This is a genomic window from Shimia litoralis, assembly GCF_005518135.1.
GTDB classification, from domain to species: Bacteria; Pseudomonadota; Alphaproteobacteria; order Rhodobacterales; family Rhodobacteraceae; genus Shimia_E; species Shimia_E litoralis.
In genome coordinates this window covers 114545-133602 of sequence record NZ_SULI01000008.1, presented here as the reverse complement: position 1 = coordinate 133602, position 19058 = coordinate 114545, and the positions used below count along the sequence as shown (strand labels likewise).

At 56.3% G+C, this 19058-nt stretch carries 20 protein-coding genes; 10 read left to right on the top strand and 10 right to left on the bottom strand.

Annotated features, from left to right (window positions below; all coding sequences use genetic code 11):
- Positions 1-163: 163 nt before the first annotated feature.
- From FAP39_RS09065 to lexA, 7 genes are all read left to right on the top strand, one after another.
- Positions 164-745: an anthranilate synthase component II gene (locus FAP39_RS09065; RefSeq protein WP_138016077.1), complete on the top strand. Its 582-nt coding sequence runs from the start codon at positions 164-166 to the stop codon at positions 743-745.
- Positions 742-1767, top strand: coding sequence for an anthranilate phosphoribosyltransferase (gene trpD / locus FAP39_RS09060; RefSeq protein WP_138016076.1), 1026 nt, complete (start codon positions 742-744; stop codon positions 1765-1767). Before FAP39_RS09065 ends, trpD begins: the two co-directional genes overlap by 4 nt.
- Positions 1767-2432, top strand: a complete 666-nt coding sequence (locus FAP39_RS09055; RefSeq protein ID WP_138016075.1) for a uracil-DNA glycosylase — start codon at positions 1767-1769, stop codon at positions 2430-2432. Before trpD ends, FAP39_RS09055 begins: the two co-directional genes overlap by 1 nt.
- A complete protein-coding gene (gene trpC / locus FAP39_RS09050) occupies positions 2429-3244 on the top strand; it encodes an indole-3-glycerol phosphate synthase TrpC (protein WP_138016074.1) in 816 nt (271 codons plus the stop codon). The genes FAP39_RS09055 and trpC overlap by 4 nt, the downstream gene beginning before the upstream one ends.
- Entirely contained in the window at positions 3244-3732 is a 489-nt protein-coding gene (gene moaC / locus FAP39_RS09045) for a cyclic pyranopterin monophosphate synthase MoaC (RefSeq protein ID WP_138016073.1), read from the top strand. Before trpC ends, moaC begins: the two co-directional genes overlap by 1 nt.
- Positions 3729-4904, top strand: coding sequence for a molybdopterin molybdotransferase MoeA (locus tag FAP39_RS09040; RefSeq protein WP_138016072.1), 1176 nt, complete (start codon positions 3729-3731; stop codon positions 4902-4904). The genes moaC and FAP39_RS09040 overlap by 4 nt, the downstream gene beginning before the upstream one ends.
- 123 nt (positions 4905-5027) lie before the next feature.
- Entirely contained in the window at positions 5028-5741 is a 714-nt protein-coding gene (gene lexA, locus FAP39_RS09035) for a transcriptional repressor LexA (RefSeq protein ID WP_138016071.1), read from the top strand.
- On the opposite strand, the gene FAP39_RS17970 is transcribed toward lexA, so the two are convergent.
- Together FAP39_RS17970 and FAP39_RS09030 are read right to left on the bottom strand one after the other, a co-directional pair.
- On the bottom strand, positions 5698-6141 hold the full coding sequence (locus FAP39_RS17970) for a hypothetical protein (RefSeq protein WP_342777182.1): 444 nt from the start codon (positions 6139-6141) through the stop codon (positions 5698-5700). The genes lexA and FAP39_RS17970 overlap by 44 nt on opposite strands.
- Complete coding sequence (locus tag FAP39_RS09030; RefSeq protein ID WP_342777181.1) at positions 6116-7780, bottom strand: ComEC/Rec2 family competence protein; 1665 nt, start codon at positions 7778-7780, stop codon at positions 6116-6118. Before FAP39_RS09030 ends, FAP39_RS17970 begins: the two co-directional genes overlap by 26 nt.
- Before the next feature lie 79 nt (positions 7781-7859).
- Between FAP39_RS09030 and gltX the strand changes: the two genes are divergently transcribed.
- The 3 genes from gltX to FAP39_RS09015 all read left to right on the top strand — a co-directional run bounded on the left by gltX (position 7860) and on the right by FAP39_RS09015 (position 11951).
- Positions 7860-9284 carry a glutamate--tRNA ligase gene (gltX, locus tag FAP39_RS09025; protein WP_138016070.1) on the top strand — a complete coding sequence of 475 codons (1425 nt, stop codon included), beginning with the start codon at positions 7860-7862 and terminating at the stop codon, positions 9282-9284.
- Between the two features lie 74 nt (positions 9285-9358).
- Positions 9359-10654, top strand: coding sequence for a citrate synthase (gltA, locus tag FAP39_RS09020; protein ID WP_138016069.1), 1296 nt, complete (start codon positions 9359-9361; stop codon positions 10652-10654).
- Positions 10655-10856: 202 nt separating this feature from the next.
- Entirely contained in the window at positions 10857-11951 is a 1095-nt protein-coding gene (locus tag FAP39_RS09015; protein ID WP_138016068.1) for a calcium-binding protein, read from the top strand.
- On the opposite strand, the gene FAP39_RS09010 is transcribed toward FAP39_RS09015, so the two are convergent.
- The 8 genes from FAP39_RS09010 to FAP39_RS08975 all read right to left on the bottom strand — a co-directional run bounded on the left by FAP39_RS09010 (position 11948) and on the right by FAP39_RS08975 (position 19038).
- Positions 11948-12724: an enoyl-CoA hydratase-related protein gene (locus tag FAP39_RS09010; protein ID WP_138016067.1), complete on the bottom strand. Its 777-nt coding sequence runs from the start codon at positions 12722-12724 to the stop codon at positions 11948-11950. The two genes, FAP39_RS09015 and FAP39_RS09010, sit on opposite strands and share 4 nt — an antisense overlap.
- 68 nt (positions 12725-12792) lie before the next feature.
- Entirely contained in the window at positions 12793-13245 is a 453-nt protein-coding gene (locus tag FAP39_RS09005; RefSeq protein ID WP_138016066.1) for a cytochrome c-type biogenesis protein, read from the bottom strand.
- Positions 13242-15215, bottom strand: a complete 1974-nt coding sequence (locus FAP39_RS09000; protein ID WP_138016095.1) for a heme lyase CcmF/NrfE family subunit — start codon at positions 15213-15215, stop codon at positions 13242-13244. The genes FAP39_RS09005 and FAP39_RS09000 overlap by 4 nt, the downstream gene beginning before the upstream one ends.
- A gap of 78 nt (positions 15216-15293) precedes the next feature.
- On the bottom strand, positions 15294-15842 hold the full coding sequence (locus FAP39_RS08995; protein WP_138016065.1) for a holin family protein: 549 nt from the start codon (positions 15840-15842) through the stop codon (positions 15294-15296).
- Positions 15833-16444, bottom strand: coding sequence for a holin-associated N-acetylmuramidase (locus tag FAP39_RS08990; RefSeq protein ID WP_138016064.1), 612 nt, complete (start codon positions 16442-16444; stop codon positions 15833-15835). The genes FAP39_RS08995 and FAP39_RS08990 overlap by 10 nt, the downstream gene beginning before the upstream one ends.
- 167 nt (positions 16445-16611) lie before the next feature.
- The gene (gene ccmE, locus FAP39_RS08985) at positions 16612-17061 is read right to left on the bottom strand and encodes a cytochrome c maturation protein CcmE (protein ID WP_138016063.1); all 450 of its coding nucleotides are present in this window, start codon (positions 17059-17061) and stop codon (positions 16612-16614) included.
- Positions 17062-17084: 23 nt separating this feature from the next.
- The gene (gene argC / locus FAP39_RS08980; protein ID WP_138016062.1) at positions 17085-18113 is read right to left on the bottom strand and encodes an N-acetyl-gamma-glutamyl-phosphate reductase; all 1029 of its coding nucleotides are present in this window, start codon (positions 18111-18113) and stop codon (positions 17085-17087) included.
- Positions 18114-18225: 112 nt separating this feature from the next.
- Positions 18226-19038: a glutamate racemase gene (locus tag FAP39_RS08975; protein WP_138016061.1), complete on the bottom strand. Its 813-nt coding sequence runs from the start codon at positions 19036-19038 to the stop codon at positions 18226-18228.
- Positions 19039-19058: the final 20 nt, after the last annotated feature.

The window sequence follows — 19058 nt, the reverse complement described above, 5'->3', positions numbered from 1 at the left end:
CTCCTTTTGGATTCCCAAGGCCGGTTTCGGCCCAGAATACCAGATTACCGGGCTGATACTGCTTAAGCCCCCCTTGACCCTTTGCGTCAAGCCTGAGCATGTATACCGCGACCATGGCGTGGGTCTCCACCCCGTTTCTGAATATTGGACAAAGAACTGCGAAATGCTGCTCCTGATCGATAATTATGACAGTTTCACCTATAATCTCGTGCATTATCTTGGTGAGTTGGGCACAGATGTGTCCGTACATCGAAATGACTCGCTAACGGTTCAGGATGCGATGGGCATGAATCCTGCCGGCATTCTGTTGTCACCGGGCCCCTGTGATCCTGACCAGGCTGGAATTTGTCTTGCGTTGACGCAAGCCGCAGCGGAAACAAAAATCCCGTTGCTGGGTGTCTGCCTTGGGCATCAGACGATTGGACAGGTGTTTGGCGGCAACGTCGTGCGTTGTCACGAAATCGTTCACGGCAAAATGGGCAGCATGCGTCACCAAGGCAAAGGTCTGTTTGCTGGCCTGCCCTCGCCGTTTGCCGCCACGCGCTATCACTCGCTTGTGGTCGAACGCGACACACTGCCCGACTGTCTTGAAATCACCGCAGAATTGGAAGACGGCACAATTATGGGCCTGCAGCACAAAGAGCTGCCTATTCACGGCGTTCAATTCCACCCGGAATCAATCGCGTCGGAGCATGGCCACGCTTTGCTCAAGAATTTCACAGATATGATGAAGGTGTCCGCATGAGTGATGCTCTCAAGCCGTTGATCGGGGCCGCCGCAGATCGCCCACTGAGCCGAAGCGAAGCAGAACAGGCGTTTCAAATCTTGTTTGATGGGGCTGCCACCCCAAGCCAGATTGGCGGATTGTTGATGGCGCTGCGCACACGCGGGGAAACTGTGGATGAATACGCCGCAGCTGCTGCTGTGATGCGCGCCTGTTGCCATCCGGTTTCAGCCCCCAAGGGTGCGATGGATATCGTCGGCACCGGCGGTGACGGCAAAGGCACACTTAACATTTCCACCGCGACCGCTTTTGTTGTGGCCGGGGCGGGTGTGCCCGTTGCCAAGCACGGCAATCGCAATCTCAGCTCCAAGTCCGGCGCGGCGGATGCACTGGGTCAGATGGGCATCAACGTGATGGTTGGCCCAGATGTCGTGGAACACGCGCTTAATGCATGCGGTATCGCCTTTATGATGGCCCCCATGCATCATCCGGCGATTGCGCATGTCATGCCCACCCGTCAAGAGCTGGGCACGCGCACAATCTTTAACATTTTGGGGCCGCTGACCAACCCTGCGGGCGTCAAACGTCAACTGACAGGTGCCTTTAGCCGCGATTTGATTCGCCCTATGGCCGAAACACTGGGTCAATTGGGCAGCGAACGCGCATGGCTTGTGCATGGCAGCGATGGCACGGATGAATTGACCATCACTGGCCAAAGCTGGGTTGCCGCGCTTGAAGCCGACGGCAGTGTGGTCGATGTAGAATTGCACCCAGAAGACGCCGGATTGCCCGTGCACCCGTTCGAAGACATTCTTGGTGGCACGCCAGAAGAAAACGGCGTGGCCTTTCGGGCCTTGCTGAATGGGGCACAAAATGCGTATCGCGATGCCGTGCTGTTGAATGCGGCCGCTGCGCTTGTCGTGGCAGATGCCGCAAGCGATCTGCGCGTCGGTGTAGACATGGCACGCGCGTCCATTGATTCCGGGGCAGCCCTGGCCAAGGTCCAAATGCTGGCAAAATTGACATCTCAGGCCCCCTCGTAATGCAAGATATATCTGACCTTAAGGGGTGGGATACGTTACCTTTTTTCCAAGATGCGTGGCCAAACATCGCGGCATCTCTGGCCAAAGAGACGCGTGAGATTTTGCCCCCAGAGGATCAGATATTCACCGCTCTGCGCCTGACACCACCCAAAGACGTGCGGGTGGTGATCTTGGGACAGGACCCCTACCCGACCCCGGGACACGCCCATGGTCTTGCCTTTTCTGTGGATCCATCCGTGCGCCCGCTGCCGCGTTCTCTGACCAATATATTCAAAGAAATGCAGAGCGATTTGGGTCAATGCCCGCCGACCGGCGATCTGAGGTTCTGGGCACGCCAAGGCGTCTTGTTGATCAATACCGTCTTGACCGTGCCTACTGGCGAGGCAAACGGCCACAAAGGCTTGGGCTGGCAAAACCTGTGCCATCAGGTGCTGACACGGGTTTCTGAACACCCAACAGCCTTTGTTCTTTGGGGAAAACAGGCACAAGCCCTTGCACCTCATATATCTGCCCCTAAAAATGGCGATGACCACTTGCGGATCGAATCTGCGCATCCTTCTCCGTTGTCTGCCAGACGCGGGTTCTTTGGATCGCGTCCGTTCTCGCGCATCAACAGCTGGCTTGCCGACCGCGGCGAGCCCCAAATAAATTGGACAAACGCATGACCACCACCGTGCTGGACAAGATCAAAGCTTACAAGCTCGAAGAAGTGGCCGCGGATAAAGCCGCCAAACCTTTTGAGGATGTCGAAGCCGAAGCCAAAGACGCCGACCCCACGCGTGGATTTGCCGATGCTCTTAAACTGGCAAGCCGCAGCGGATATGGATTGATCGCTGAAATCAAAAAGGCATCGCCGTCCAAAGGGCTGATCCGTCCCGACTTTAATCCTCCGGCATTGGCAAAGGCCTATGAAGACGGTGGCGCGACGTGCTTGTCTGTCTTGACCGACACACCCAGCTTTCAGGGTTCCAAGGATTTCCTGCGCGAAGCGCGTGCCGCCTGTGATCTGCCCGCGCTGCGCAAAGATTTTATGTATGATCCCTATCAGGTGGTCGAGGCCCGCGCGTTGGGCGCGGATTGTATCCTGATCATCATGGCCAGCGTCAGTGATGCGCAAGCGCAGGAACTTGAATCTGTCGCCATGGAGTGGGGAATGGACGTTCTGATCGAGGTACACGACGCCGCCGAGCTTGAGCGTGCAGCCCTGCTCAAGTCCGAATTGATCGGTATCAACAATCGCAATCTGAAAACCTTTGAAACCACGCTGGACACCACGCGCACCCTGTCCAAACAGGTGCCCGCGGATCGGTTGATCGTGTCAGAAAGCGGATTGAATTCACCCGAAGATCTGGCCGATATGGCGCGATACGGTGCGCGAATTTTCCTGATTGGCGAGAGCCTGATGCGGCAAGATGATGTGGCCGTTGCCACACGCACCCTGTTGGCAAACCCCTTGCAAGCCGGAGGCGGGTTCTGATGTCTCACGCGGCTTCGGGCCTGACGCATTTTGACGGCAAGGGCGATGCCCACATGGTGGATGTCTCTGACAAGCCCGTCACATCACGCGTCGCTGTGGCCCAAGGATGGGTCCGGATGGCCCCGCAAACCCACGACATTATTGCCCAAGGCCGCGCCAAAAAGGGCGACGTGCTTGGCGTGGCGCGGCTTGCTGGCATCATGGGGGCAAAACACTGCGCAACGTTGATCCCGCTGTGTCATCCCCTGCCGATCACCAAGGTGTCGGTTGATTTGACACCGGACGCGACCCTTCCGGGCGTCCGCATCGAAGCCACGGTCAAGACCACCGGCCAGACAGGTGTCGAGATGGAAGCCCTGACAGCCGTGAACATCGCCGCCTTGACGGTCTATGATATGTCCAAGGCCGTCGATAAAGACATGGAGATCGGCGGTATCCGCGTTGTTCTGAAAGATGGTGGAAAATCAGGGAGATACGAGGCGAAATGATCTCGGTATCCGACGCACTTGCACAGCTATTTGATCTGGCAGCACCCCTAGAGGTCGAAACCGTTCCATTGTCGAGCGCCAGTGGGCGTGTGCTGGCCCAGACCGTTCACGCCAATCGGGACCAGCCGCCATTTGCTGCCTCAGCGATGGATGGCTATGCCGTGCGGGCGCAGGACGTGACACCGACATCACAGCTTGCCGTGATTGGCGAGTCTGCAGCCGGTCACGGGTTTTCAGGCACCGTCCAGCCCGGACAAGCCGTGCGCATTTTCACCGGAGCCCCGGTTCCGCAAGGCGCGACACGTGTGGTAATCCAAGAGGAAGTGACACGGTCTGACGACACAATCACCTTGTCGGATACACTAGACAGCGGCATGCATATTCGCTCCGCAGGTGCTGACTTTGCGCTCGGCGATGCGTTCACCGCGCCGCGCCGCTTGTCGCCCTCTGATATTGCATTGCTGGCGGCGATGAACATCGCCACGGTGCCCGTGATCCGCAAGCCACGTGTGGCCATTCTGTCAACCGGAGACGAGCTGGTGATGCCTGGTGAAACCCCTGGTCCGGATCAGATCATCGCGTCCAACAGCTTTGGATTACAGGCGATGCTGCGCAATCTGGGGGCCGAACCGCGCCTTTTGCCCATCGCGCGCGACACCAAGGCCTCGCTCGAGATGGCATTTTCCTTGGCGGACGACGCAGATTTGGTGCTGACCATTGGCGGTGCCTCTGTTGGCGATCATGATCTTGTGGGAGAAGTGGCCGGTGACCTTGGCCTTGATCGAAAATTCTACAAGATCGCGATGCGCCCCGGAAAACCACTGATGGCAGGACGTATGAAAAACGGCGCCATGATGATCGGGCTACCGGGGAATCCCGTGTCTGCCATGGTGTGCGGACAGGTTTTTGTGGCCCCCGTCATTGATGCCATGTTGGGGCTGGGCTGTATGCCTGCACAGCGCCAAAGTGCCCCGCTTGCCGCCCCTATTGCGGCCAATGGACCACGCGAACATTACATGCGCGCCCATATAAAAGATGGTCAGATCACGATATTTGATCGTCAGGACAGCTCTTTGCTGACGGTTTTGTCCTCTGCCAATGCGCTGGCCATTCGCCCGCCGAATGATCCCGCACACCCTGCCGGCACGATGCTGGAATATCTGCCGATCTAAAACATCAGCCCCTGTATCGCCACCGAACGATGGCGCGACAAGTTGCCTGAATGTTCCAACATTATTGACACAAAACAAGAACAGGCCTAGAACAAACAGTAATATGTTCGCGGAGGGCCTGAAATGCTGACGAAAAAACAACTGGATCTGCTCGAGTTCATTCACACACGTGTACAGCGTGATGGCGTTCCACCAAGTTTTGACGAAATGAAAGATGCGCTGGATCTGCGGTCGAAATCCGGGATTCACCGTTTGATCACCGCCTTGGAAGAACGCGGATTTATCCGCCGTCTGGCCCACCGTGCCCGTGCTATCGAGGTTGTCAAACTGCCCGAATCTATGGGCGGGGCCCCAAGCGCCCCAACCGGTCATTTTCAGCCGCGTGTGATTGATGGCCCACACCCATCTCCGTCACAACCTGCCAATGTCACCATGGAGGATGTGCAGATGCACGCCCGCGAGCTTCCTGTCATGGGCAAGATCGCGGCAGGGGTCCCCATCGAAGCCATCAGTCATGTCGATCACCATGTGGCAGTGCCCGGTCAGATGTTGCGCTCGGGCGGCAGCCATTATGCCCTTGAAGTCAAAGGGGATTCGATGATCGAGGCGGGTATTAATGATGGTGATGTGGTCATTATCCGTGAAACGCCCACTGCCGATAGTGGCGATATCGTTGTGGCCTTGGTAGAAGACCAAGAGGCCACGTTGAAACGCTTTTTCCATAACGGCAGCTCGATTGCGCTCGAGGCGGCCAACCCGGCCTATGAAACCCGCGTGTATCCCGAAGACAAGGTCAAGGTTCAGGGCTGTCTTGTGGGTTTGATCCGTACTTATTGATCTGGGTTTGGCGATCACGGGTGTGACGTACATCAGGATCGTTCCACAATCGCCGGCCACTGACCTCGCGTGCCGAGGTCACCCTAAGGTGACCATTGATTACAATGAATGCAATCGCACCCGTGGCCGCAAGCGTCTTTGGATTGAGGATTTCACAGGGATAATCTTGCGAGAGCGTGTGGGACATCACGAGAATTTCGGATGACTTGCAGCCAGTAAAAGCGTCAATGTTGCGCTTGCCCTGCACAATCCTCAGAGATTTCCCCGCCAGATCGATGGTCTCGGGCCAAAGCAAGGCCGCCTTGGCTTGCGAGGTTGGCGTGCCATCATTTTCCAACCAGTTGCGCACAACAAACCCACCCCCTTTGGGTTTGCTAATCGCGCGGCCGTTTTCGGTCATCACCCCGACAACCCGCCCCGTATCGGCCACAAGTACCAGCGGGCGCTCTTGCGTCCCCCAATACCAAATCGCCCCAAGGACAGGCAGCACCCCGATCCAACGCGCCCTGCCCTGCCATAATATCATCCAGATTGCCCCAAGAGCCAGAAGCGGCAGCACCCCCCAAGACGGGCTGGGCACAAAGCCGCGCGCACCGTCCAGTGCCGCCACAGCTTGTGCCACATTCAAAATCCAGTCGAGTCCAAGCCCCCATGCCCCATAAACCCACTTTGGCAAGCCCAAACGGCGACAGGCAGGCGGCAATCACCGCGCACGGCACCACGATCAATCCCATCACGGGCACTGACACAACATTGGCCAGCAAACCATAGTGCGACACGGTATTGAAATGGGCCGCCGCCACAGGTGCCGTTGCCGCGCCCGCCACCAACGACGACAAGGCGACGGTCGCAACGGGGCGCACCCATGCGGGGCCAAATGTGATCTGCCAATCGCGCAGCGCCGCAAACACCACGATCAACGCGGTTGTCGCTGCAAATGACATCTGAAACCCCGGTCCCAATAGGGATTCTGGCCGCAGAACCAAGACAAGCGTTGCGGCCAAGGCGACGGCGCGCAAACTGAGCACCCTGCGATCCAGCATCACCGCCACCAATCCCACCGCCGCCATGATAAAGGCACGTTCGGTTGCAACATTGCCACCGGACAACGCCAGATATCCCACCGCGGCCATCAACGCGACGCCTGCTGCGATTTTCTTGCTGGGAATACGTAGAACAAACGCGGGGATCAGAGCAAAGATCGATCGGATCACCAGAAACACAAACGCCACCAACAACCCCATATGCAGGCCCGATATGGCCAGCAAATGCGCCATGTTCGACACGCGCAGCGCATCCAGCGCATCTTGCGACATCCCGCTGCGATCACCGGTGGTGACGGCGGCGGCAAATCCCCCGACATCCCCCGAAAGCCGTGATTGAATACGGCACGAAATACTCTGTCGCATCCGATACACATGCGCACCTGTGGCGGGCGCAATCCGAAGCACAGGTGCCCGCGTATAGCCAATCGCGCCAAGCCCCTGAAACCATGCGTGCCGTTGAAAATCAAAGCCACCCGGCTCCACTGGACCAGGCGGCGGAGACAGAAAGGCCGTCATCATCACGCGTGATCCGGCGTCGAACCGTGTAATGGGCTGCACCCCATGCAACGAGACGCGCAAATGGCGCGGGGTATTTTGGGCCGCCATCCGATCCAAACGCAGATCGTCCAGCGTCAGTCGTACGGCATCACTGGCAGACCGGTCGACGGCGACAACGCGACCCTCAACGGCGCCGTAATATCGCCAGTCAAGAACAGGCGCAGCCACCAGATGCGCGCGCCCCATCCCAAGGCAAAACCCGATTGCGATCCATATAGCGGCCCAAAAAACCGGGGCGGCCTCCTGTCGTAGCCTGCGCAGCCCCCAAAATGCGGAGCCCCCCAACAGGACCGCGACCCCACCCGTCGACAAACCCGGTTCCACAGGCATAGAGAAGTACACCCCAATGCCTACGCCAAGCCACACAGGCACCCAACAAAACAGATGCCCCCGTTGGGCCAGTAAGGCCGATCCGATCCGAGCCGCAACGCGCAAGCCTTGTCCTCTCTTAGGCAGGTCGCTAGACAGGCCTCAACGCTAGTCCCCCCTCGGTTACTAAAAGGTTAATCCGCTCATGACAGGCCAGGTCGTCACCCGTTTCGCCCCTTCCCCCACCGGTTACCTCCACATTGGCGGCGCCCGCACGGCGCTGTTCAACTGGCTTTATGCCCGTGGGCGTGGCGGAAAATTCCTGTTGCGCATTGAAGACACAGATCGCGAGCGCTCAACTCCAGAAGCCACCGCAGCAATTTTGCAAGGCTTGGATTGGCTGGGACTGGACCACGACGGCGATGTCATCAGCCAGTTTGAAGGCGCCAAGCGACATGCCGAGGTTGCGCATGAATTGCTGGACGCCGGAAAGGCCTATAAGTGTTTCGCCACGCAGGACGAAATCGCCGCATTCCGCGACGAAGCCCGCGCCAATGGAACGTCTACAATGTACCGCAGCCCGTGGCGCGACGCCGACGCGTCCACACATCCTGAAGCGCCATATGTGGTGCGGATCAAAGCCCCACTGGACGGCGTCACAGTCATTCGAGATCAAGTTCAGGGGGATGTCACCATCCGCAATGACCAGCTTGATGATATGGTGTTGCTGCGCTCTGATGGGACGCCGGTCTATATGTTGGCCGTCGTGGTGGATGATCACGACATGGGCGTGACGCACGTGATCCGCGGTGATGACCATCTGAACAATGCGGCCCGCCAAATGATGATCTATACTGCAATGGGATGGGACGTGCCGGTCTGGGCGCATATTCCTTTGATCCACGGCGCTGACGGTAAAAAGCTGTCGAAACGGCACGGGGCACTTGGGGCGCAGGAATATCAAGCGATGGGATATCCGGCCGCTGGCATGCGCAACTATCTCGCGCGTTTGGGCTGGAGCCACGGCGATGACGAGTTTTTTGACGATGCCCAAGCCAAAGAATGGTTTGATTTCGGGGGAATCGGCAAAAGCCCCGCACGATTTGACACCAAAAAGCTGGAAAACCTGTGTGGTCAACATTTCGCAGTCATGGACGATGCTGCACTGCTGCAAGAACTTCAGGCATTTTTGCAGTCTATCGGCGAGCCGGCCCTGACTGAGGCCAAAATAAATGATCTCGCAAGTGCGGTTTACTGTCTCAAGGACAAAGCCAAGATTTTCCCGTCTTTCCTTGAAAAAGCTCAATTTATTCTGGCAGATCGCCCAATTGTGCCCGATGACAAGGCGCTCAAGAACCTCGACATGGTATCCCGTGGTATACTGAAAGAATTGACGCCGCATCTGCAAAATGCTAGCTGGTCCCGAGACGGATTAGAGGCGGTCACGAACTCTTTTGCAGAAGACAAAGAGATCAAGTTCGGCAAAATGGCCGGCCCTTTGCGGGCTGCGCTCGCAGGACGCACAGCGACCCCTAGTGTATTCGACATGATGCTGGTTTTGGGCCGCGATGAAACCATCGCACGCCTGACCGACGCAGCAGAATTCAATGCGCAGGCCGAAGGCGGATAATCCGCCTTTAACCTTGTGCTGGAACACAACGCCCAAGCGGTCCGCGCTATGGGCACGAGAGGAAGGGAACAAGAATGTCTGACACGAACAAAACGGCGACTCTGACCATTGATGGCCAGTCGCACGAGCTGCCGATATTTTCGCCAACACTGGGCCCGGATGTGATCGACATCCGCAAGCTGTATGCTCAGGCTGGCGTGTTCACTTATGATCCTGGTTTTACATCCACTGCATCTTGCGACTCGACCATCACCTTTATCGATGGCGGCAAAGGTGAATTGTTGCACCGCGGGTATCCGATTGATCAATTGGCTGGCAAATCCCACTATCTCGAAGTCTGCTTCCTGCTTTTGTACGGCAACTTGCCCACCGCAAAAGAACTTGAAGATTTTGAGACCCGCATCACGCGCCACACAATGGTGCACGAGCAAATGCATAACTTCTTCCGCGGTTTCCGTCGCGATGCGCATCCAATGGCGACCATGGTCGGCGTTGTGGGGGCAATGTCGGCGTTCTATGCAGACAGTGCAGACGTCAACGACCCTTGGCAGCGCGAAGTCGCGTGCATTCGTTTGATCGCCAAGCTGCCAACAATTGCTGCGATGGCTTATAAGTATTCAATCGGGCAACCGTTTGTGTATCCACGCAACGATCTGGATTATGCGGCAAACTTCTTGCACATGTGTTTCTCGGTGCCTGCCGAAGAATACAATGTTGATCCAATTCTGGCCCGCGCCATGGACCGGATCTTTACATTGCATGCGGATCACGAACAAAACGCGTCCACATCGACTGTACGTCTTGCGTCTTCATCTGGTGCCAACCCGTTTGCGTGCATCGCGGCCGGTATTGCGTGTCTTTGGGGCCCTGCCCACGGCGGCGCAAACCAAGCATGTCTGGAAATGTTGCGTGAAATCGGAACCGTTGACCGGATTCCGGAATTCATTGCACGTGCCAAGGATAAGGACGATCCGTTCCGCCTGATGGGTTTTGGTCACCGTGTTTATAAAAACACCGATCCACGCGCCAAGGTTCTAAAGCAATCAGCCGACGAAGTTCTGGAACTTCTGGGTGTCGATGACAATCCACTGCTGCAGGTTGCCAAGGAACTTGAGCACACAGCATTGAATGACCCGTATTTCATCGACAAGAAGCTGTTCCCGAACGTTGACTTCTATTCGGGTATCATTCTCGAAGCGATGGGCTTCCCGACCTCTATGTTCACACCGATCTTTGCGCTCTCGCGTACAGTTGGCTGGATTTCGCAGTGGAAAGAAATGATCGGCGATCCGCAAAACAAAATCGGTCGTCCACGTCAGCTTTACCTTGGTGAAACTGAACGCAACTATGAAGACATCGAAAACCGCTAAGGTCGATCACCCGCCCTTAAGCCTCATTGTAACGCGCCCCAGAGATTCTGCGGGCGCGTTAACTATTTATTAGGACATTTTCAGAAACGGTCAGTCTCTAATGGTTTGAATTGTTTCGGAAAACACCACAATTATTTGAAAAGTTTGACTTTTTGCCAATTGTGGCAAAAACTTGGCACAATTGTGTTCAGGAGATTTTGGGATGTTAGTTGCAGGGGCTGTTCTTTCGACAGTGCTTCTTGGGTGGGTGCTGTTCGAAATTTTCGACGATGACGATGATGATTCAAACGACAGTGATGATCAGACAACGCAAGAAGATGATCGCGCGATTATTGGGACCAACGGTGCCGAACTGCTTGAGGGCGGCGACGGCAATGACACCATCGCTGGCAAGGGCGGTGACGATACCATCGACGGCGAAAAGGGCAATGACCTGCTCCGCGCGGGCGATGGCGATGATCAAGGCACAGGGGGCAATGGCGCAGACACGATCCTTGGGGGCGCCGGAGATGACGCCTTTAAGGGCGGCGCAGGCGATGATCTGATGCGTGGCGAAGAAGGTGATGACACCCTCTCTGGCAATCAAGGCAACGACATCATCAAAGGCAACACTGGTCGTGATGCGCTGGACGGGAATGATGGCAACGACACGCTTGACGGCGGCGATCAGCGCGATGTTCTGGACGGCGGTTGGGGCGATGACACACTCCAAGGCGGGGGTGGTGATGACCACCTGACCGGCGCGGGCGGTGCGGACCTTGTTCAAGGGGATGTGGGCGATGACCTGTTGTTTGGCGGCCGCGGCGCTGACACTCTGGAAGGCGGCGCTGGCGACGACACGCTCTATGGGGCTGACTTTTTGAACCGCGAGGTCACTCTGGATGATCTGAGCACCCTGCAAGACAACGGCAACGACCTGAGCGGCATCAGTGATTTGGAAATAAAACTTGATGACGATACCAGCGGCATGGATGTGCTGGTGGGCGGCGACGGGGATGATTTGCTGAACATCGGCATGAATGACACCGCGACAGGTGGGAGCGGCGATGATGATTTCGCGCTGCACTCCGAACATTTCGATGGCACAAACCAAGCTGTCATCACAGATCTTGAAACAGGTGCCAATGCAGAAGAAATCGTTATCTTTTACGATGCATCCGTGACGACGCCTACCGTGACCACCGTGCAAAACGGCAGCCATACCACAATCGCCCTAAATGGATTTGATGCGGTCATCGTTGAGAACACGATCGCCGCGGATGTGCTTGCGGCGATCTCTCTTGTGGCGCGACCTTAGCGGCCTTCGTATTTTGCGGGGCGTTTGTCCAGAAAGGCCACGACACCCTCTTGGAAGTCGCGGGTCTTTCCGCAACGTCCCTGCAATTTGGCCTCCTGCGCCATCTGACCGTCCCAATCCTTGTTCCAGCTATCGCGGATGGCGTGTTTGATATGCTGATAGGCTTGGGTCGGTCCGTCGGCCAGATGTGCCGCACGCGCCTTCCAGGTTTCTTCGAACACATCATCTGCTACAGCTTCCCAGATCAGCCCCCATTCGTCGGCTTGACGCGCGCTGATCTTGTCTGCGAACAACGCCGCCCCCATGGCTTTGGCCATCCCCATAGTGCGGGGCATGACATAGGTGCCGCCTGCATCGGGAATGAGACCAATCTTTGAAAAGGCTTGCATGAAATAGGCCGAGTCTTTCGCAATCACGACATCCGCCGCCAACGCAAGGTTCGCCCCTGCCCCGGCTGCTGGCCCGTTCACCGCACAGATCGTTGGAATTTTGCATTCGGATATCGCGCGGATCATCGGGGTGTATTCATCCCGCAAACCGCGCTCCAAATCCATTGTCGCGGCCGATCCCCCATCGCCAAGGTCTTGTCCCGAACAAAACGCTGCTCCGGCACCTGTGATCACCAAGACACGCGCATTTGCAGCGGCTTCTGGCACAGCATAGGCGATCTCGGCGCGCATTTGCTGTGTCAGCGCATTGTATTTCTCAGGGCGGTTCAACGTCAGAACCGCAGTTCGATTGGTGATCTCAAGCGTAATCGTTTGATAGTCCATGGCGCCCTCATGCATATGTCCGCCAAACATAGCGGGTCTTGTCGTGTGGAAAATAGTGAAACCGAACGTCAGTCTTCGAGAATTTTGGACAAGCGTGCCTTCTCGTCGTCTGACAATCCGGACTCGGCAGGGCTTGTCGACACACTTCGGCGGCGCAGGTACATAATTGCGGTCATCAAAGCAATCAACAGCATCATCGGACCGGCCGCCCAAAGCAACATATTGGACCCGCCCGTTTGCGGACGCAGCAACACATATTCCCCATAGCGGTCGACAATAAAGGCCATCGCTTGACTGTCGCTGTCACCCGCCACGAGACGTTCACGCACAAGCAACCGAAGATCACGCGCCAAATCGGCATTTGACTCATCAATGCTTTCGTTTCGACACACAAGACATCTCAGGTCCTTTGACAGCTCGCGCGCGCGCTGTTCAAGCACGGGATCGTCAAGCACCTCATCCGGCTGCACCGCCCAAACAGGCGATGCGACCAGCAGAACAATCAACAGCAAACGCTTCATTCTGCTGGCACTCCTTTTGCGGATGTCTTGCGGGCCCCTGCCGCCACACGATAGCGACGGTCAGACAAGCTAAAGATCCCGCCAAGCGCCATGAGCAAGGTGCCCATCCAGATCCAGTTGGTCAGAGGCTTGATATAGGTCCGCATCGTATAGCCCCCGTCATTCTGGGCCTCGCCGACAACCACATACACATCCCGCAAGAACCGGTAATCAATCGCAGCCTCGGTGGTGGGCATGGATTTCACCGGATACACACGTTTTTCAGGATTAAGCGTGGCAACCACCGCGCCTCCCTCGCTGAGGGTCACATCCCCCATTGTCGAGACATAGTTCGGCCCCTGAACCTCGCGCACATCGTTCAAAGTCAGCTCGTAGGCGCCGACCGTAAACGGTTGGCCGATATACGCCACACGGATGTCTTCTTGTTCCCATGCCGTCAATCCAGCGATCCCAAAGATGGTCACGCCAAACCCCGCATGCGCCAACGCCTTGCCCCAGTCAGCCCGCGGCAGACGGCCCAAACGTGCCAAACGCCGTCCAACGGCGCCGCGCCCGGTGCGAGTCATCAGATCAACCAAAGCCCCAAACACCAGCCACGCGCCAAGGAACAAACCGACAGGGCCCAAGAGGCTCCGGCCTGTTTGCAACGACCACGCCAATCCGGCCAATGCCAGCGCAAACACAAACGCGGGCACCAGCGGTCTCATCGCCCGCCTGATATTGGCCCGTTTCCACGGCAACATAGCCCCAACAGGCATAACGATGCCCAACAGAACCATGAACGGCGTAAAGGCCATATTAAAGAACGGCGGTCCCACACTCAGTTTACGGGTAAAGAAAATTTCGGACACCAACGGCCAGATCGTGCCAATGAACACCACGAAACAGGCAACAGCCAACAGAATATTGTTAACCACCAGCATGCTTTCACGGCTGACCATACCAAACACGCCTTTGGCCTCCATGGAACTGGCCCGCGCCGTGAACAGCGTCAAAGCACCGCCCATAAACACTGCCAGAATGGCCAAAATGAACACACCACGTTCCGGGTCATTTGCAAAAGCATGTACAGATGTGATGACACCCGAACGCACAATAAATGTCCCGATCAACGAGAACCCAAAGGCCAAGATGGCCAATAGGATGGTCCAGCTTTTCAGGGCCTCGCGTTTTTCAACGACCACAGCCGAGTGCAGCAGGGCTGCCGCCAGCAACCATGGCATAAACGATGCGTTTTCTACCGGATCCCAGAACCAAAATCCGCCCCAACCCAGTTCATAATAGGCCCACCATGACCCCAGAGCGATACCAATGGTCAGGAAGATCCACGCCGCCAATGTCCACGGGCGCACCCAGCGCCCCCATGCGGCATCCACACGCCCTTCGATCAAGGCAGCAACGGCAAATGAGAACGCCATCGATAGGCCTACATAGCCCAGATAGAGAAACGGAGGGTGGAACGCCAAACCCGGGTCTTGCAACAACGGGTTCAGGCCTTCGCCATCAAAAGGCGGCACGCCCAAACGCAAAAACGGGTTAGATGTAAATAGAATAAAGCCGAAAAACGCCAGCCCGATTGCAGCCTGTACGGCCAGCGCGCGCGCCCTAAGCGTTGGCGGCAGGTTTCCACCAAACCAAGACAACATGGCCCCAAACAGCGTCAAAATCAGCAGCCACAACAGCATAGAGCCCTCGTGGTTTCCCCAAACGCCGCTGACTTTATATAGCATCGGTTTTAGAGAGTGCGAATTCAACGCCACCAATCGCACCGAGAAATCGGACACGACAAAGGCATAGGTCAACGCGCAGAACGAGAACAGCGTCAGGAGAAATTGGATTCTTGCAGCCGGCTCGGCGACGGCTATCCAGCCAGGCCAGCGTTTGTGGGCACCAATCAGCGGAACAACCGCCTGCACCAATGCGGTGAAAGCAGCGAGAATAAGGGCAAAGTGGCCAAGCTCGATAATCATGCCTGACATATATGCCGCCAAAGCCGCGGGGCCAATGACTTTCGTCACCTTCGATCGATCACAATGTCGCGCCCTGCCCTAGATTTGTTTCTTCCAATCTGCGAGCGCCGGATTTTCGTCGCTCTGTACCGCAACCGCTCCTCGTCGCGGGGCATCCGGAACCCGCCTGTGCTCAAGCCCCTCAAGCTGATCTACCACCCAAGGCACACGTGCCATTGACGCAGCAATAGATTTTTGAAAATCCTGTCCTTTGGCCTGATGGCGGGCCCCAAAATAGAAACTGACAACGACGCCCAGCAACCACCAAAGCGGCTCTGGCACCAGCGCAATCCCGACCATCCTTTCCGAAAACCAAACCGGATCCACCATGGCCGCCCAAAACATTCCCAAACACGCCATCGCCATCAATGGACGCGGCAACCGGTTTACACCATCCATGGCCCGGTCGAACCATCCCCTCTGTTCCGGATAAAACTCCTCTACAAAAGATTGCATCGCCGCGATCTGAAGCTGCTGACCACGCTGCGCCCCGGATTCGGCATTTTCGCGAAACACCTCTGCAGTATCTTTCACAAGATTACGTCCGTTGCCAAAAATCACCCCAAGGATTTTTTCAATCACACCCATAGTGACACCCTTTGTTGAAATTCCGCGTCGCTGAGGTGATAGCGGCGAGAAATGAATGTCTCGGCCCGCGTGATCCAGCCCCCTTTGCCGCCATCCTGCCGCCGCGCATATTTCCGGCTTTTGGGGCGCTTGTCAGCCAAGCGGAAATAGTAATTCCGCCGCGATATCCCGTATGCGTCTGCCAAATGATCCGGTGCAAGCTTGGCCATTTTTTTTGCCGCACCAATGGTTTGCGCACCAATGACGCCGTCCACCTGAACCGGAACCCCCATTTCGCCCAAAAGGCGTTGCAGGATTTTCACCGCCTGCGCCCCCGCATTCACATACATATCAAACACGCTGGCACGCAGACAGTCCGGTAGCATTCCGATCCGGGGGCGCTCGTAATAGTGCTTCAGGAAAATCTCTTGGGCTTGCGCAACACTCAGCTGACGCACGTCGTTGACATCGACATCCCCGTCGCCATCAATATCCATCCCCAGCCGACGCAAGGTATGTATCGTGACACCAAATTTTGTCGCCCCGCCCGGATCGTCGGGATCGTCAACAAATCCACCTTCTCGTTGGACAATCTCTCTTGCGATATCTTGCACATCTTTCATGACATCCTCGTCCATTGCTCTGCCAATCAAGGTGCCCGCAACAGGTTAACACCGGTTCAGGCCAGCGTGCGCTGCCAGTGGTCCCAAGACACAAAAATGGCCCGCACAAAACTGTACGGGCCAAAATGATCTTGGATTTTCTGATGACTTGAGGGCCGCGAAACCTCTTACGATCCCGCGTCAGGCTCCTGATAGACGCCTTGTTCTTTCAGCGCATCCACCACTTCTTTTGGCATGTAGGTTTCGTCATGTTTTGCAAGAATTTCAGAGGCTTCAAAGACGCCGTTCACGTAACTTCCAGTGCCGATCATCCCCTGATTTTCTTCAAACAGGTCAGGCAAGACCCCTTTGAATGTCACCGGAATAGATGCGCCGCCATCTGTCACGTTAAAGCGCACGGTTTCCCCTTCGCCACGCACAAGCGTGCCCTCTTCCACCAGTCCACCAATCCGAAAGACTTCACTTGGTCTTGGCGGTTCATCCGCAACTTGGCTTGGCGAGCGGAAAAAGTTAATGCCATCCTGCATCGCATATCCGATCAAGCCCGTAGAGATCGCCAGCGCGACAAACGCAATCAGGATCACTTGAATACGGCGTCTTTTCTTAAGGTTTTTCATCTTCTTTCCCTTCGATCCCCGGCTTAAGGAAATACAGGCGCCAACATCAGGCCTGTCGTTTCATCTTCACCTAACATCAGGTTGGCATTTTGCAACGCCTGCCCGCTGGAACCCTTGGTCAAATTGTCCAGAGCCGCCACGACGATGGCACGCCCTTCGATCCGGTCGGCCACAACGCCGATATGACAAAAGTTCGAGGCCCGAATGTGTTTGGTGCTTGGGGTTTGCCCGAACGGCAACACCTCTACAAATGGCTCGTCTTTGTATGTCTCAACAAGCGTATCATACACCTGTTTTGCGTCCCCATGAACATACCCTGTACCCAGAATGCCGCGATTGGCTGGCACAAGATGCGGCGTAAATTGAATACGTACGGGACGCCCGGCCAACTTGCTGAATTCCTGATCGAATTCCCCAAGGTGACGGTGTGTTCCGCCCACCGCATAGGCATGATATCCTTCGCTCAGTTCGGCATGCAAAAGGTTTTCCTTGAGCGACCGACCTGCGCCGGACACTGCACATTTCAGGTCAAGAATGATTTGATCAAAGTCAATCACGCCTGCTTTGATCAGCGGCGACAGAATATATTGCCCCGTCGCAGCATTACATCCGGTTCCAGCAACCAAACGCGCGGTTTTGATGTCGTCGCGGTAAAACTCGGTCAGCCCGTATACAGCCTCGGCCTGACAGTCGAGCGCATCGTGCGCACCGCCATACCATTTGACGTATTCTTCGGGATCGCGCAGACGGAAATCAGCCGACAAATCAACGACTTTAACATCTTTCGGCAGGTCTTTGATCACCCGTTGGCTTGTCGCATGCGGCAAGGCACAAAAACACAAATCCACGGCTGAGAAGTCAATCGCCTCGATTTTGCACAATGCGGGCAAATCAAGATGTCGCAAGTGTGGGAACACGTCAGACATGTCCATACCTGCTTTTCGATCCGCTGACAGTGCGACGATTTCCATGGTTGGATGCGTGGCAATCAGACGGACAAGCTCTGCGCCCGTATAGCCGCTCGCTCCGAGAATTGCGATTTTATGGGTCATAGGGACCTCTTTCTGTACTGCCTGCACCCTGCGATCCGGATCGCTGGCATCTGGGCAAATGATTTACGCACGATTTAAGGCGTTCTTTGATAAATTGCGAGAGGCGCATGTGTCACGCCGATTGAAATTCGATCTTTCGTCGCAAAAACTGGGTCGCACGGTCAGAAACCCGCTTGGGATCACCCGTGGTCAAAAACATGTTCTCGGTCCCAGTGCCAAGCATCTTGGGGTGGCGTTCGAGATAGTCCGCAAGGGACTCGGCCACCAAGTTGGCCTGTGAATACACGCTCACGTCTTGGCCCAGAGCCTCCTGAAAGGTCGTGGCCATCAGCGGGTAATGGGTGCACCCCAAGATCGCCGCCTGCGGGTCTGGCATTTTGCGCTTGAGCGCATCCACATGCGAGCGCACCAAGGCTTCGGCCAGAATCAAATCTCCGTCTTCGATGGCGTCTACCACCCCACCACAGGCTTGGGCTTCGACATCCACGCCGATCGCGCGAAACGCCAATTCGCGTTGAAACGCCCGGCTTGCAACTGTGGCTGGCGTGGCAAACAACGCCACGTGTTTGACTTCGACCTCGCGCGGTGGGGAATTATCCCCCCATTGGCGTTCGGTCAGCGCCTCGATCAGAGGCACAAACACCCCCAAAACGCGTTTTTCTGGCGGTATCCAGCTTTCTTGCATCCGCCGCAACGCCGCCGCAGACGCGGTATTACAGGCCAGAATGACCAAATCACAGCCAGCATCCCACAGGCGTTCCACCGCAGCGGTCGTCAGATTGTACACATCATCAGAATCTCGCACGCCATAGGGCGCATGCGCATTATCCCCAAAGTACACAAACGGGACATCTGGCGACCGTTTGCTGACTGCGTCCAGAACCGTCAGGCCCCCTAATCCGCTGTCAAAAATACCTACTGCCATGTGTTTTCCTGCCTTGGCCA

Bases quoted from the DNA above. Each gene is read 5' to 3' on its own strand.
- FAP39_RS08975 (WP_138016061.1), bottom strand. From the start codon at position 19,038: ATGGCAGTAGGTATTTTTGACAGCGGATTAGGGGGCCTGACGGTTCTG.
- FAP39_RS09065 (WP_138016077.1), top strand. From the start codon at position 164: ATGCTGCTCCTGATCGATAATTATGACAGTTTCACCTATAATCTCGTG.
- FAP39_RS08990 (WP_138016064.1), bottom strand. From the start codon at position 16,444: ATGAAAGATGTGCAAGATATCGCAAGAGAGATTGTCCAACGAGAAGGT.
- argC (WP_138016062.1), bottom strand. From the start codon at position 18,113: ATGACCCATAAAATCGCAATTCTCGGAGCGAGCGGCTATACGGGCGCA.
- ccmE (WP_138016063.1), bottom strand. From the start codon at position 17,061: ATGAAAAACCTTAAGAAAAGACGCCGTATTCAAGTGATCCTGATTGCG.
- FAP39_RS17970 (WP_342777182.1), bottom strand. From the start codon at position 6,141: ATGACCGAAAACGGCCGCGCGATTAGCAAACCCAAAGGGGGTGGGTTT.
- trpC (WP_138016074.1), top strand. From the start codon at position 2,429: ATGACCACCACCGTGCTGGACAAGATCAAAGCTTACAAGCTCGAAGAA.
- trpD (WP_138016076.1), top strand. From the start codon at position 742: ATGAGTGATGCTCTCAAGCCGTTGATCGGGGCCGCCGCAGATCGCCCA.
- gltA (WP_138016069.1), top strand. From the start codon at position 9,359: ATGTCTGACACGAACAAAACGGCGACTCTGACCATTGATGGCCAGTCG.
- gltX (WP_138016070.1), top strand. From the start codon at position 7,860: ATGACAGGCCAGGTCGTCACCCGTTTCGCCCCTTCCCCCACCGGTTAC.
- FAP39_RS09040 (WP_138016072.1), top strand. From the start codon at position 3,729: ATGATCTCGGTATCCGACGCACTTGCACAGCTATTTGATCTGGCAGCA.
- FAP39_RS08995 (WP_138016065.1), bottom strand. From the start codon at position 15,842: ATGGGTGTGATTGAAAAAATCCTTGGGGTGATTTTTGGCAACGGACGT.
- FAP39_RS09000 (WP_138016095.1), bottom strand. From the start codon at position 15,215: ATGATTATCGAGCTTGGCCACTTTGCCCTTATTCTCGCTGCTTTCACC.
- FAP39_RS09005 (WP_138016066.1), bottom strand. From the start codon at position 13,245: ATGAAGCGTTTGCTGTTGATTGTTCTGCTGGTCGCATCGCCTGTTTGG.
- lexA (WP_138016071.1), top strand. From the start codon at position 5,028: ATGCTGACGAAAAAACAACTGGATCTGCTCGAGTTCATTCACACACGT.
- FAP39_RS09055 (WP_138016075.1), top strand. From the start codon at position 1,767: ATGCAAGATATATCTGACCTTAAGGGGTGGGATACGTTACCTTTTTTC.
- FAP39_RS09015 (WP_138016068.1), top strand. From the start codon at position 10,857: ATGTTAGTTGCAGGGGCTGTTCTTTCGACAGTGCTTCTTGGGTGGGTG.
- moaC (WP_138016073.1), top strand. From the start codon at position 3,244: ATGTCTCACGCGGCTTCGGGCCTGACGCATTTTGACGGCAAGGGCGAT.
- FAP39_RS09010 (WP_138016067.1), bottom strand. From the start codon at position 12,724: ATGGACTATCAAACGATTACGCTTGAGATCACCAATCGAACTGCGGTT.